14 protein-coding genes are annotated in these 13,508 nt (G+C 40.8%); 10 read left to right on the forward strand and 4 right to left on the reverse strand.

What is annotated here, in order from left to right:
• The first annotated feature begins 492 nt into the window (after positions 1-492).
• The 7 genes from P0M11_RS07230 to P0M11_RS07260 all read left to right on the forward strand — a co-directional run bounded on the left by P0M11_RS07230 (position 493) and on the right by P0M11_RS07260 (position 6,392).
• Positions 493-930, forward strand: coding sequence for a hypothetical protein (locus P0M11_RS07230; RefSeq protein ID WP_275625076.1), 438 nt, complete (start codon positions 493-495; stop codon positions 928-930).
• Between the two features lie 302 nt (positions 931-1,232).
• Positions 1,233-1,466 carry a hypothetical protein gene (locus tag P0M11_RS07235; protein WP_275625077.1) on the forward strand — a complete coding sequence of 78 codons (234 nt, stop codon included), beginning with the start codon at positions 1,233-1,235 and terminating at the stop codon, positions 1,464-1,466.
• Entirely contained in the window at positions 1,463-1,579 is a 117-nt protein-coding gene (locus P0M11_RS07240; protein ID WP_275625078.1) for a type II toxin-antitoxin system RelE/ParE family toxin, read from the forward strand. Before P0M11_RS07235 ends, P0M11_RS07240 begins: the two co-directional genes overlap by 4 nt.
• A complete protein-coding gene (locus P0M11_RS07245; RefSeq protein WP_275625079.1) occupies positions 1,566-1,856 on the forward strand; it encodes a helix-turn-helix transcriptional regulator in 291 nt (96 codons plus the stop codon). Before P0M11_RS07240 ends, P0M11_RS07245 begins: the two co-directional genes overlap by 14 nt.
• 270 nt (positions 1,857-2,126) lie before the next feature.
• Entirely contained in the window at positions 2,127-2,834 is a 708-nt protein-coding gene (locus tag P0M11_RS07250) for a DUF2071 domain-containing protein (protein WP_275625080.1), read from the forward strand.
• 272 nt (positions 2,835-3,106) lie between these two features.
• Positions 3,107-5,833, forward strand: coding sequence for a DEAD/DEAH box helicase family protein (locus tag P0M11_RS07255; protein WP_275625081.1), 2,727 nt, complete (start codon positions 3,107-3,109; stop codon positions 5,831-5,833).
• A gap of 91 nt (positions 5,834-5,924) precedes the next feature.
• The gene (locus P0M11_RS07260; RefSeq protein ID WP_275625082.1) at positions 5,925-6,392 is read left to right on the forward strand and encodes a hypothetical protein; all 468 of its coding nucleotides are present in this window, start codon (positions 5,925-5,927) and stop codon (positions 6,390-6,392) included.
• A gap of 111 nt (positions 6,393-6,503) precedes the next feature.
• On the opposite strand, the gene P0M11_RS07265 is transcribed toward P0M11_RS07260, so the two are convergent.
• Both P0M11_RS07265 and P0M11_RS07270 read right to left on the reverse strand, forming a co-directional pair.
• Positions 6,504-7,043 carry a GreA/GreB family elongation factor gene (locus tag P0M11_RS07265; protein ID WP_275625083.1) on the reverse strand — a complete coding sequence of 180 codons (540 nt, stop codon included), beginning with the start codon at positions 7,041-7,043 and terminating at the stop codon, positions 6,504-6,506.
• A 272-nt stretch (positions 7,044-7,315) separates the two neighbouring features.
• Positions 7,316-8,431 (reverse strand): pseudouridine synthase, encoded by a 1,116-nt coding sequence (locus P0M11_RS07270; RefSeq protein WP_275625084.1) that lies wholly within the window; start codon positions 8,429-8,431, stop codon positions 7,316-7,318.
• A 74-nt stretch (positions 8,432-8,505) separates the two neighbouring features.
• Here P0M11_RS07270 and P0M11_RS07275 point away from each other — a divergent pair, with 74 nt between their 5' ends.
• From P0M11_RS07275 to P0M11_RS07285, 3 genes are all read left to right on the forward strand, one after another.
• The gene (locus P0M11_RS07275; RefSeq protein WP_275625085.1) at positions 8,506-9,120 is read left to right on the forward strand and encodes a hypothetical protein; all 615 of its coding nucleotides are present in this window, start codon (positions 8,506-8,508) and stop codon (positions 9,118-9,120) included.
• Positions 9,121-9,240: 120 nt separating this feature from the next.
• The gene (gene aroB / locus P0M11_RS07280) at positions 9,241-10,281 is read left to right on the forward strand and encodes a 3-dehydroquinate synthase (protein ID WP_275625086.1); all 1,041 of its coding nucleotides are present in this window, start codon (positions 9,241-9,243) and stop codon (positions 10,279-10,281) included.
• Between the two features lie 327 nt (positions 10,282-10,608).
• Complete coding sequence (locus tag P0M11_RS07285; protein WP_158063630.1) at positions 10,609-11,232, forward strand: porin family protein; 624 nt, start codon at positions 10,609-10,611, stop codon at positions 11,230-11,232.
• 48 nt (positions 11,233-11,280) lie between these two features.
• On the opposite strand, the gene purF is transcribed toward P0M11_RS07285, so the two are convergent.
• Positions 11,281-12,771, reverse strand: a complete 1,491-nt coding sequence (gene purF, locus P0M11_RS07290) for an amidophosphoribosyltransferase (protein ID WP_275625087.1) — start codon at positions 12,769-12,771, stop codon at positions 11,281-11,283.
• Positions 12,772-12,785: 14 nt separating this feature from the next.
• Positions 12,786-13,505: a phosphoribosylaminoimidazolesuccinocarboxamide synthase gene (gene purC / locus P0M11_RS07295; RefSeq protein WP_275625088.1), complete on the reverse strand. Its 720-nt coding sequence runs from the start codon at positions 13,503-13,505 to the stop codon at positions 12,786-12,788.
• Positions 13,506-13,508: the final 3 nt, after the last annotated feature.

The following is a 13,508-nucleotide window of genomic DNA, read 5'->3' on the forward strand; positions in this document are numbered from 1 at the left end:
ATAAACAATTGATAAAGCCCGTCAGATCCTTCGCTGCGCTCTGGACAGGCTCACCTTCGGGATTTTTTTTGGCAGTCTAAGGAGTTGTCGTTTTAAAAATTTAGATTGCCAAAGCAGTTTTTTAGAAGGACTGCTTTTTTTTGGGAGTTTGGTCGCCTTTGGAAGTGGTTTCTGCGGGGTTTTCTTTGCTGCAGAATACAGGTTCCCTTGCCCACAAAGGTTATTTTGCAGACAAAGGCTGGAGAACGAAAAGATATTCCGGTGGCGGACCGAGACGCCCGAACACCACAGTGGAGATCAAGTTTACCTGCAAGCAGTTGCCACGCAAAATTCAATTATCACTTCTCAGTCTGCAGTTTAAAAATTTGAATATCTTTAAAGGAAATTATTTTATAACGTCCGCGTGACGAATTTCAGAGTAGATCATCCCAGGACGCGCAACAAAGCCGGACGGTCGATATGCGGCAGCTAAAATAGACGACAATCAAACAAATGACACGAATTCTGAAAATACCACTTCTTCTTATCCTTTTGACATTTAATAGCTGCAAACAGAAAGAAACAAACGGAATCGAAATTGCCGAAACACTTTATGTTCATCAGGACTACGAAACCAATAAAGAATTGCGAAAACTAATTAAAGAAGCGTTAGACCAAAATGAAAAAGCCATACCGAAATTAACTAGTTTTCCTTGTGGTGGCGGAGCAGGTTGTTATGACTTGGGTTTTGTGCTGACTCAGATAATTTACCTAATCGGAGAAAATAATTTTAATCAAATGGTTCTTCGACTTAACACCAATGAGATTAAAGGACTTCGGAGTTTAATCAGAGCAGGACTTGAATATGGCGACCATAACAATGACGGAAAAGTGGATGACAGAACAATTGAAAAAGAATTCCCGATTTTGAATACAACATTGAAAGAATAAAAAAAAGCCGACCGCACAACAGCGTAAATAACTAATGTCGGGGAAAGTGGTAAATTCAAGCTTAGTGCTTTTGAGTAAATTTGTTGCAAGCCGACAGGAAAGTGCTTCGAAAGTCGCCACAAGTCATATACGCTAACATTTGGGAAACCATCGTTGCATTCGCACCAGGTTTTCCCAACTACCGGCTTTGACGCATTCCGTTTCGGAGCAAAATAATATCGGCCCAATATACACTTCGTCAGAACTTAAAAAGCCTCATAAATATTTGGAATAAAGTAAACTAATTAGTTAACTTTGCTTCTGTGGCAAGAGAAATTATTTTCTTCGGGGACAGTGTAATTGACTTTTATAAATCTCAGGATTCAAAAGTCCAGTTAAAAATTGAATATGTTTTGGATCTGGTTCGCTTTGAAAGGCAGATTCCAATCAAGTTCTTTAAGAAACTGGAAAGTACCGATGGAATTTATGAAGTGAGAGTCATTACATCACAGAAAGCATTCGAATCCTATGCTTCCAGGATGAAGGAACATTGGTGATTTTGACAAATGCTTTCGTTAAGAAAACCCAAAAAACTCCTAAAAATGAGATCTATCTTGCACAGTATTTGAAAACGGAATATTTAAAACAGAAAAAAAATGAAAGACGTTAAAACTTTTGATGAACTCCTTGATGAGAAATACGGCAAAAAAGGAAACAATGAAAGAGATCAGTTTGATGCGGATTCACTTGCATTCAGATTAGGCGTTATGTTGAAAGAAGCGCGGATTGAAGCGAACTTAACTCAGGAAGAACTTGCAGAAAAAACAGGGACAAAAAAAAGTTATATTTCCAGAATAGAACGTGGACTAAGTGATATCCAAATTTCTACTTATTATAAATTGATTGAACTTGGATTAGGGAAGCATCTTAATATTTCAATTAGATAAAAGGCATAAACAGCATGGAGTGCCAGTTCAGGATCTATTTCGTAGAAGTGATAAGCACAATCCTAATTTTCTGTAATAATTTTCAAAACTCACTAAAAAGCATCCTTAAATTCACGCCCTCGGTAGGGAAATGATCGTTGCATTTACACGATGTTTTTCCAACTGCCTCCTTTCACTAATTTCGATTCGGCGTTAGGAGAACCTTGCCTAAGATGCGGAGCATGCCAAGCGTATACTGTCCCCCATCCGGTGTACTAAAACCAACACGCAATGAAAATTCCTACAATCCACGGATATATCGACAGACGGATATTAATCAACTTTACAGCTGACCCGAAAGCGGTGGAGAAAATTATTCCATTTCCATTCAGACCAAAAATTTATAAGGACAAAGCCATCGTAGGTATTTGCCTGATCAGACTGAAAAACATCAAACCAAAGGGACTTCCCGACTTTATGGGTGTAAGCTCTGAAAATGGTGCTCACAGAATTGCGGTGGAATGGGACGAAAACGGCGAGACGAAATCAGGAGTCTATATTCCCCGAAGGGACACGTCCCTAAAACTAAACACCCTTGTTGGCGGACGGATTTTTCCAGGTAAGCACTATTATGCAAAGTTTAACGTGGAAGAAGATAACGGTAATTACCATATTGACTTTAAAAGCTCGGATTACACCGAAATTTTAATTAATGCCACCGAGACTAAGTTGTTTAACGACAAATCAGTTTTTGAAACTCTGAGTAATGCATCTGCCTTTTTTGAAGATGGTGACCTAGGTTACTCACCAAACAAGAACAAATTTGAGGGACTCAGACTCAAAGCGTACAATTGGGAAGTTAGACCATTAGCCATTCAAAAAGTAAAATCAAGTTTCTTTGAGAACGAAGAACTATTTCCAAAAGGTTCGGTGACATTTGACAACGCGTTACTGATGACAAAGATTGAACATGAATGGAAAAGCGAAAGAAACAAATAATCACTTGCTCTTAGAAATCACCTTATAATTCACTCAATTCGGCCGCTGGATTGGCCTTTAACTTACGAAAGACTCCAGACAGACACTTTCGTTAGCATAATTTAAGTTCTTTCTGGCTAATTGCAGCTCTCAGAAAACAGTAAATTATAATTTTGAGTATCTTTAAAAGAATTAAAACACGCCGCCAGTGACGAATTACGCAGCTGAACCGTCTTCGCGGAAACGATGACGTGCCAGACGGTCATTAGGCGTAAGTTAAAAAGCATTAGACATTGACAGAATATCCCATAGACATTAAGTTTAAGTATAGTTGGAGAAAATACCAACAAAGAGTGCTTGACGAGTTAAAAAACCACTTAACTGACAAACATTTGCACGTAATTGCTCCCCCTGGCTCCGGAAAGACGGTTTTAGGACTTGAAGTGGCTGTTCGACTTAATAATCCGACGTTAATCCTTGCTCCGACAATTGCAATTCGTAACCAATGGATACAACGTTTTTGTGAACTGTTCCTTCAAACTAACTTGACACCTGATTGGATTTCGAGAGACATACGCAATCCTAAATTTATGACCGTTGTAACGTATCAAGGCCTTCACGCACCGTGCAACAATTGGAGAATTGACGAAGAAGAACTGGAAAATGAAGAAGAATCCGAAGAAACAAATGGAAACGGAAAAGCGACAAATCCAAATCTTGATAATATTGTAAATGGACTTAAAGCACTAAAAATAAAAACGATTGTGGTGGATGAAGCACACCATCTAAAAAATGAATGGTGGCAAACGCTGACGAAGGTGAAAGAAAAATTAGATCCGGTTATTGTTGGTTTAACAGCTACACCGCCCTATGACGTAACAGCTGCGGAATGGCAAAGATACATTGACTTAAACGGACCAGTTGACACAGAAATTTCAGTTCCTGAATTGGTAATAGAAGGCGATTTATGCCCACATCAAGATTACGTTTATTTTACACTACCAACAGAGCAAGAAAACCAAAGCATTGTAGATTTCAGACAAAACATTGAAAAGCTTTATCAGGAAATAAAAAATGATGAAACTATCGTCAAAGCGATAGAACAACATCCAATTTGGCAAAAACCAACAGAGCAGTTAGATTATATCTATAACAACCTCTCCTATTATTCCGCTTGTTTAATTTTCCTAAATGCAAACGACAGGGAAATTCCCGAAACACATCTTGAAGTAATTGGAGATAAGAAATTTGAAATCCCCAAAATTGATTACGAATGGATTGAAATACTTTTAGATTTTTATCTTTATAAAGAAAAAGAACACTTCAAACCATTTGAAGAACATCAAAAAAGACTTGAAAAGAGGTTAAGAAGATATGGGGCAATAGAAAGGCGACAAATCAATTTTTCCCATAACAAAAGAGTAACAGGATTTTTGACTTCAAGCATCAGCAAACTAAACGGCATTAAAAATATTGTTGATTTTGAGTACAAGAATTTAGGAAACAATTTACGTTTGGTAATTCTTTCCGACTTTATCCGCAAAGAGTTTTATATAAACGCGCCCGACAATAATCTTGAACTAAATAAAATCGGTGTAATTCCAATCTTTGAAAAATTAAGACGGGAAAATAAGGAGAACAAGAAAATTGCTGTTTTAACAGGTTCAATGATAATCATTCCTGTTAGTGCCTATCCCGCATTTGAAGCAAAAGCGGCAAAATATGGTATTACTCAAATCAGTTCTTATCCAGTTCCATTTGACAGTAACTACATTTTAATCAGCCAAAACGAGCAACTCAAACACAACATTGTTCACATAGTAACTCAAATCTTTCAAGGAGGAGAAATTGAGGTACTGATAGGTACAAAATCTTTGCTTGGAGAAGGTTGGGACGCACCAGCAATCAATTCTTTAATCCTGGCAAGCTTTGTAGGTTCGTTTGTTCTTTCAAATCAAATGCGTGGCAGAGCCATTAGAACACAAAACGGAAATAGTGACAAGACAGGAAACATTTGGCATCTGGTCTGTATTGATCCCACTTCACCCACAGGCGGAGACGATTTTGATTTACTTAAAAGACGTTTCAGAAGTTTTGTAGGTGTTTCATTCAAAGAAGAACCCGGAATTGAAAACGGAATTGGCAGATTGAATTTACCCGAAAACATTCACCATAAAGAAGAAGCTGAAAAGAAAAACCTTGAAATGTTTACCCACGCAGGAGACAGAGAAAGCCTGAAACTGCGTTGGAAAGAGGCATTGGCAACAGGAATAAACCTTGTAGAAGAAATCAAAATCCCATTCCCTGAAGAAAAAGAATATAAAGCGGTGAAGTCTATGTACTTACATAAGACTATCCGTAACCTTTTGGCCACCTTAGCTTCTGGATTAGTAGGTTTTGGATTCGAAAGTATAGAAATTCTTGCCAGAGCAGCTAGATATATAAAAAGTATAGAAGATCTATATTTTTTCCTAGCAATTATCGGAGTTGTAGGAATGGTAATTTTTGGAAGGTTGACCTTTAAAACGTTAAGACTTTATTTAAAATACCGTGATATTTCAAAAGATATCCAACAAATTGGAAATACACTTTTACATTCCTTGATTAATGCAGGAGTTATTACGACAGATTTTTCAAAACTGAAGGTTGAAACATCAGTTGATAACTGGGGGGCTGTTTTTTGCCACTTGGAAGGTGGTACGACTTTCGACAAATCAACATTTATCAATGCACTCCAGGAAATCATTGCTCCAATTGACAACCCACGATATGTTATTATACGAAAAAATAGATTTATGCTATTCGTTAAGCAAAAAGACTATCATTCTGTACCACAGTTACTGGGAAAAAACAAGAATTCAGCAGAATATTTCCAAAGCCAATGGGAAAGACTTGTAGGATCTTGCGACTTGATTTTTACAAGGACAATTGACGGAAGAAAGTTACTTTTGAAATCAAGAGTTAAATCATTAGCAACTCAATTTGAGGACAAAGTAGAGCACGTAAACAAATGGCGCTGACTAAGAAGGCTATACCAAATAGCCGTTTTGAGCTAAGAGCTCTTCACCGAAACGATGACTGGTAGGCGGTCATTATTAACAATTTTATAAAATGCTTCTATTAGAACTTATATTTCAGAAACCAAACATTCAATGTCCTAGATGCTTAGGAAAGGGAAATGTTGACGATCAAGATATTGCACGACTACGGAAGCAATTATTTTGGCAACCTGGAAAATGTGCATTCTGTAATGGGAAGGGAAAAACCTATGAAGCCGTGATCAATCAAATTCCTGAAGGTTTATCTTATCTACATTGTCACTTATCAGCAATTGAAAGATGGCGACTGATAAATGGAAATAAGAATGCTTTTGAACGAGCAAAGGAATATGAGGAATTGGTAAAAAATCTTGCTTACAGCTTTGCAAAGCAATATTATGATGAAGGTGCTGATGTCAGAAAAATAGCTGAAACTTACTTTTCAGAAGTCGCAAAAACCAAGGCTAATGATGAAGAAAAGAACAATTTGGCCCGATATATTGATAAAGTGGTAGAGTTTTATAAAGATGAGCTTATTTAAAGTTGTTGGTAATAAAACCAAGTTTAAGCTACGCTCCGTTCGGCTACACCTCTGCTCGTTTTGTCTGAAAGATACTAATCCGAAGATTCGCCAGCAGCTCACGGATTGAGATTATCCGAAGGAGGAGTGAGGACACGCACGATTTATATCTAAATACCTCACCTCCACAATCTTAAACTCCTTCTCACCTCTTTCCAGCTTCAAGGTTGCAGTTTCGCCCACTTTTCTGTTCATAAATATTTTGGCAATGGGTGAGGTAAATGCAATTTTTCCTTTAGCGATATTGGCCTCGTCAACACCCACGATCTGATAGTTCTGAATCTTTGGATCAGAATCTACTATAAAAAATACTTCAGCACCAAAACGGACTTTGTCTTTTGGCTGTTTTGAAGGGTGTACTATTTTCGTGCTGGAGATGCGGTCATTGAGCAAGTCTAACTTGGCATTGATGAAATTTACAGCGATGCGCTTTTCGTTTTCATCTGAAACTGCAAGTGTGTCGCGCTCATGAATTAGCTGATCGCGTTCTGCAAGTAACTCCGCGTAACCTACCTCAGTAACGTAATTCACCGTCCCGGCGGGTAAGTCGGCACGCGGCGGTACAATTGGCAAATCTTCCTGATCGCTTTCCTTTACAAAACCTCTGCTCATAATACGTTTTTTAAATTCAAATTGATTTCCATCTTCGCACTAAAATATAAAGTGCAGCGGCACCCCAAACCATGGTGAGCGTCACAATGAAAACCGTGTAGATACTGCTTAAGGAATAGTCGGAAACAAAAAATATACCTGCAACAGATTGATGAGTCGGGTAAGGAGTCATCCATTGGCAAATTATTAAACAAACTGATCCTGTCCAGGCCTTCAGTGCACAAAAAAATCCGCCTGAAGGGACGGATTTTATTATTTCTACAAAAAGTGTTTTACAGCATTTTCAGGTTATTCACCTCCAGGTCTGTAAGGATGCGCCAGTGACCACGCTTAATGTTTTTCTTAGTCAGGCCGGCAAACATCACACGGTCCAAAGCTTCCACCTCATAACCGAGCTTGTGGAAAATCCGTCGCACCACACGGTTCCAGCCAGTGTGCAGCTCGATACCGATTTCATTTTTCGGCTTGCCTTCAATATAGGATATACTGTCTATTTCGGCGATGCCTTCTTCCAGGCGGATACCGTCGGCGATTGCATTCATATCTGCACGGTCCAGCTTCCTGTCCAGTGTTACATGATAGATCTTTTTGGCATTGAAGGAAGGATGCGTTAGTTTCTTCGTCATGTGCCCGTCGTTGGTCAGGAGGATCACTCCTGTTGTTGAGCGGTCCAGACGGCCTACAGGATGCACTTTATAAGGCGAGGCATTGGCCACAAGGTCCATTACGGTTTTCCTGGCCTTCTCGTCTTTGGTGGTGGAGATATATCCTTTAGGTTTGTTCAGCAGTACATAGACCGGCTTTTCCGGTGTAATGCCCTGACCGTCGAAGACTACTTTATCGGTTTTCTGCACCTGGTAGCCCATTTCGGTCACTACCTGGCCATTCACCTGCACGAGACCCTGTTCAATCAGCTCATCAGCTTCCCTGCGGCTGCAGATCCCACTGTTGGCGATATATTTATTAAGACGGATGCTCTCTTTCGGAACTTCCTTGGTTATCTTTTCAAGTCTTCTTTTCTGTACAAAGTTGCGCGTTCTATCGGCATCATCATTTCTGTTGATGATCTTACGGCCCAACTCTTTTCCTGCTGTGTTGCCACCCCGTTTGGCAGCCGGCATGCGTTCAAAACTGCGGATTTCGCCCTGGGTGTAAAGTCGGGGTTCGCGCGGCTGCTCCAGTTTTGATGTTCTGGATTTGCCGGCACGCGGCTGGGATTTGGCTCCCAATATATCGGCCTTCGGGCTGCGGGGTCTGTCGGCACCTGAAGACGGTCTTGAAGCTCTTGGTTTATCGGACTGGGGCGCGCGAGATTTACCTGCACCGGATGATGATTTGGAAGCTCCCGGTCTTTGGGATTTTCCTGATTTGCTGTTTTCGCGGCTCATATTACTAAAAAATTTAGGCAAAGATACGGTTTTTTGGGTTGAGGTGATTGCTAGTGGGTGGTGACTGGTGATTGGTGGGTGGTGGTTGGTCATTGGTTAATGGAGAGGCAGGTGTTATGGGAGCGGGTATGGGTCTGCATTCAGCTCTCTGCTCTCAGCTTTCATCTTTCATCTTTCATCTTTCAACTTTCAACTTACCACAAAGTTCACAAAGTCTTTCTCAAGGAACACAAAGAAAGCCGCAGAAGATCTCCTGGGTCCTATCTTTTTTCTTGCCTCCTTCTTCCAAATTTTTTACTTTTTTCTTTTTATTTTGCTTTCGTTCTGGCTATACGCACTATGCTTTAAGCTCCCTGCTTTCAACTTTCATCTTACCACAAAGTTCACAAAGTCTTTCTCAAGGAACACAAAGAAAGCCGAAGAAAATCTCCGCCGCGCTATCTTTTTTCTTTCCTCTTTCTTCCAAATTTTTTAATTTTTTCTTTTTATTTTGCTTTCGTTCTGGCTATACGCACTATGCTTTAAGCTCCCTGCTTTCAACTTTCATCTTACCACAAAGTTCACAAAGTCTTTCTCAAGGAACACAAAGAAAGCCGCAGAAAATCTCCGCCGCGCTATCTTTTTTCTTTCCTCTTTCTTCTTTCTTCCAAACTTTTTACTTTTTACTTTTGCCTTTATCTTCAATCTGAAGTCTGACATCTGAAATCTGAAATCTGACATCTGACATCTGATATCTAACATCTGATATCTAACATCTGAAATCTAACATCTCACATCTAGACTCTAATCCCTAAATTTGCCAAAAAAACATGTTCACCTTCGCTGATACTGACTTCTCACAACTCAACTCTACACTCCAGGAACTGCAGCCCTCTAAACTATTTATTTTGGTTGATGAAAATACGCATGAGTACTGCCTGCCCACCCTGCTGGGTAGTCTGGAAACCTCAGTTCCTTACGAAATCCTGGAGATAGAACCCGGCGAAGAAATGAAGACACTGAACACCGCAGCGCAGCTTTGGGAGATCCTGGCAGAATTTGAAGCCGACCGGAATGCCGTATTGATCAATCTGGGCGGCGGCGTCATCACAGATCTGGGTGGCTTTATAGCTTCCACCTACAAACGCGGGATCCCTTTCATCAACATTCCCACTACCCTCCTTGGCATGTGCGACGCGTCAATTGGAGGCAAGACCGGCATAGACCACGGATTCATCAAAAACATCATCGGGACTTTCGCGGAACCAAAACTTACACTGATTAACCCGGATTTCCTGAGGACCTTACCCTTCGAACAGCTGAGAAGCGGATTTGCTGAGATGCTGAAACACGGTCTTATTGCCGACAGGCATCATTGGAGTAACTTGACTTCTTTACCAGAATTAAACGCAGATATGCTCCTTCCCCACATCAAACGGTCGTATGAAATCAAGAGAGAGGTCGTAAAAGCCGATTTTCACGAGAAAAACATCAGAAAAACCCTGAATTTCGGACATACGATAGGTCACGCGGTGGAAAGCTGTTTTCTTGCCGGCGGAAAACCCATTCTCCACGGTGAAGCGGTAGCGATGGGAATGATATGCGAAACTTACCTCTCGGCCCTTGAGGGATTGATTACCCACGATGAGGCCGAAAGCGTCATCCGTAATATACAAAAGTTCTTCCCGCAAATTGAGATTGAGCAGTCTGCCTTACAAACGCTGCCGGAGCTGATGAAATCTGATAAGAAGAACTCCAGCGGGCAGATTAATTTTTCCCTGCTCACTGGAATCGGAGCCTGCGGATTTAACCACAATGTTAGTGAGGAAAATATTTACAATGCGTTGCATTATTATCAAAATTTGTCCTGATTTTTCTCCATTTTATAAGATTTTACAACCGAGTGATATTATAAAAATACGGCGCGCGCATCGAGCGTAATATCCTGATTTGTAAGCACTTATATTTTATAATTTTTAAACTATTGTTTAATTTAACAGTTACTGTTTCGGTTTTGGCACACGGTTTGTGTACTTGGTTACCGTGAACAACTAACAACAAGTCCAGTTATAATGGGTGTTTGTGATAATTGTATAAGAAATGGCGTTAATTGTATAACGTGAACCCAAACAGAAACAAACACCATTATAAATTTGGCAAAAAATTAAGAAAAATTAAGACAATTAAAATTAAAAGTTATGAAAAAGTTATTTTTAAGTGCAGCCGTAGCAGTGAGTACACTTACATTTGCACAGCAGTTTGGTGTTAAAGCAGGTATGAACGTATCTTCATTATCTAAAGATGCAAACTTAAGCGATCAGGGATCAAAAATTGGATTTAACGCAGGTCTTTTTATGAATGCGCCAATTTCAGCTGATTTTTCTATCCAGCCGGAACTTATCTATACACAGTATGGTGAGAAGTACGATTATACGGTTCCCTCAACACCAGTAAGTGATGAAATGAGATATTCAGGAGCTACGCATCTTGATTATGTAGCACTTCCAGTGATGCTGCAGTACAACGTTACACCGTCTTTTTACTTGGAAGCAGGACCTGAATTCGGACTTTTGGTATCAGCAAAAGATAAAGCCAAGAACGAAACTACTGGTGAGACTTTAGCAGAATCTGATAACTATAAGGACAGTCTGAACGGATTTAACTTTGGAGCTGGTATCGGAGCTGGTTACTTCTTTACGCCAAACATCGGAATTACTGCAAGATATGTAGCCGGTTTTACAGACATCTACAAAGATGGCCAGAACTCAGGTGACGCTGTTAAGAACAACGTATTCCAGGCTGGTTTAGCTTATAAATTCTAAGCACACCACATAAAAAAAGAAAGGTTGAGAAAATTCTCAACCTTTTTTTTATTCGTCAGTGTAATCGGAACTTGGTCCGGGCGGCACGGGATATACTTCTGTAAAGCAGCCAAAACAGTGATTAGTACTGCCTAAAAGTATTTTCAGATTTTCCATACTCAGGAACTCCAGTGAATCCACACCCAGATAATCACGCAATTCGTCCTTAGTCATGTTCGCCGAAATAAGATCGTCCTTAGAAGGTGTATCGATTCCCAGATAACAGGGCGCAATAATCGGTGGCGAAACACTTCTGAAGTGGATTTCCTTTACACCGGCATCTTTCATAATCTTTACCAGACGCTTGGAAGTAGTGCCCCGTACGATGGAATCGTCAATGATCACTACCCTCTTGCCCATGATTTCAGAAATGATCGGATTCAGTTTCAGGTTTACGATCCTTTCGCGCATTTCCTGTGTAGGCACAATAAAGCTGCGGCCAATATATCTGTTCTTAATCAGTACAGGACGGAAAGGTATTCCGGACGCTTTGGAAAAACCAATAGCTGCCGGTACACCGGAGTCCGGCACTCCAATAACGATATCTGCCTCTACAGGTGCCTGCTCCCATATTTTCTCACCGGAGCGTTCACGGATTTCATGAACATTGATGTTCTCCAGCAGGGAGTCGGGTCTGGCAAAATAAATATATTCAAAGGCACAAATCCTGTTCTCGCAGTTTTCCTTCACAAGAAAGGATTTCAAACCGGTTTCGTTTTCGCTGGTGTAAACAATCTCACCTGGCAGGATATCGCGTACATACTGTGCACCTACAGCATCAAGAGCCACTGATTCTGAGGCCGCCACGAAAGTTTTTTCGTCTATCGCACCCAAAACCAGGGGACGGATCCCATTGAAATCGCGGAAAGCGAAGAATTTATTACGTGTCATCCCGACTACAGAGTAGGCACCTTCTATCTTTTCCATGGTGGCCTTAATGGCTCCACGAAGGCCCAAGTCCAGGTTCTTCTGAATAAGCCTCAAAATAACTTCTGAATCCGATGTAGCACGGAAAACCACCCCTTCCGCCTCCAGTTCCTTCTTGAGGGTAATCGCATTGGTAAGGTTTCCGTTATGAGCAATCGACAGTACAATCTGGTCGTATTCATTCTTGGCGAAAAACGGCTGGTAATTGTATTTTTTCTTGTCGCCGGCTGTTGTATATCGGTTATGACCGATTGCCGCATTGCCCATAAACATTTCCGGATCGCGGATTTCTTTGTACACATCCAGTACAAGACCTTCGTCCTTGATGTTTACGATCTTCCCGTCCTTCATTACAGAGATACCGCAGGCCTCCTGTCCTCTGTGCTGCAGGGCAAAAAGCCCGAACTGCGACAGGGAAAAAGTATCGAGATCGGTATCGGAATAGATGCCGAAAATGCCGCACTCTTCTGATGGCGCATCAAAAGGATCTTCGGCCTTAAAAAGGTTCCTGCCATAGGTCCTTTCCTTAAACTGCGCTAAGTAATCTTCCTTAAACTGTTGTAATTGTGTCATTTTTATAAGCCGGATTATTTATCCAGCACTTTTTTCAGTCGTTCATAAATTTCTACGTACGCTTCGGTCACTTCGCCCAAATCGCGGCGGAAACGGTCTTTGTCCAGTTTCTTCATGGTGTCCTTATCCCACAGCCTGCAGGTATCAGGTGAAATTTCGTCAGCCAGGATAATGGTTCCGTCGGAGGTTTTCCCAAGTTCAATCTTGAAGTCTACCAAAATGATGTTCATTTTGTCAAAAAGTTCTTTAAGGATTTCATTGATGCGTGCCGTAAGACTGTACATATCCTTAAGCTCCTCATAAGTGGCCGCTCCCAGGAATACAGCGTGGTGGTCATTGATCAGCGGATCTCCCAACTCATCTTTCTTATAGCAGATATCAAATATGGTTACCGGAGACTTGATGCCTTCTTCCACACCCAGGCGCTGCGCCATGCTTCCCGCAGAATAGTTTCTGACCACCATTTCCAGCGGAATAATATCAACCTTCACGACAAGTTGCTCGCGCTCATCCAGTTTCTTTATGAAGTGGGTTTTAATCCCTTTTTCATTCAGATATTCAAAGATCAGGGTTGTAATGGCATTGTTCATTTCGCCCTTCAGGTCCACATTTCCGCGTTTCTGGGCATTAAAAGCTGTAGCATCGTCCTTAAACCTCACGACTACCTGTTCCGGATGGTCGGTGGCAAAAACCTGCTTGGCTTTTCCTTCGTATAACATTGCTCCTTTTGTCATCTT

This window comes from Kaistella sp. PBT33-4, assembly GCF_029194425.1.
GTDB lineage: Bacteria > Bacteroidota > Bacteroidia > Flavobacteriales > Weeksellaceae > Marnyiella.

Coding starts and splice junctions, on each gene's coding strand:
- aroB (WP_275625086.1), top strand. CDS start 9,241: ATGTTCACCTTCGCTGATACTGACTTCTCACAACTCAACTCTACACTC.
- P0M11_RS07285 (WP_158063630.1), top strand. CDS start 10,609: ATGAAAAAGTTATTTTTAAGTGCAGCCGTAGCAGTGAGTACACTTACA.
- P0M11_RS07245 (WP_275625079.1), top strand. CDS start 1,566: ATGAAAGACGTTAAAACTTTTGATGAACTCCTTGATGAGAAATACGGC.
- purC (WP_275625088.1), bottom strand. CDS start 13,505: ATGACAAAAGGAGCAATGTTATACGAAGGAAAAGCCAAGCAGGTTTTT.
- P0M11_RS07265 (WP_275625083.1), bottom strand. CDS start 7,043: ATGAGCAGAGGTTTTGTAAAGGAAAGCGATCAGGAAGATTTGCCAATT.
- P0M11_RS07230 (WP_275625076.1), top strand. CDS start 493: ATGACACGAATTCTGAAAATACCACTTCTTCTTATCCTTTTGACATTT.
- P0M11_RS07270 (WP_275625084.1), bottom strand. CDS start 8,431: ATGAGCCGCGAAAACAGCAAATCAGGAAAATCCCAAAGACCGGGAGCT.
- P0M11_RS07260 (WP_275625082.1), top strand. CDS start 5,925: ATGCTTCTATTAGAACTTATATTTCAGAAACCAAACATTCAATGTCCT.
- purF (WP_275625087.1), bottom strand. CDS start 12,771: ATGACACAATTACAACAGTTTAAGGAAGATTACTTAGCGCAGTTTAAG.
- P0M11_RS07250 (WP_275625080.1), top strand. CDS start 2,127: ATGAAAATTCCTACAATCCACGGATATATCGACAGACGGATATTAATC.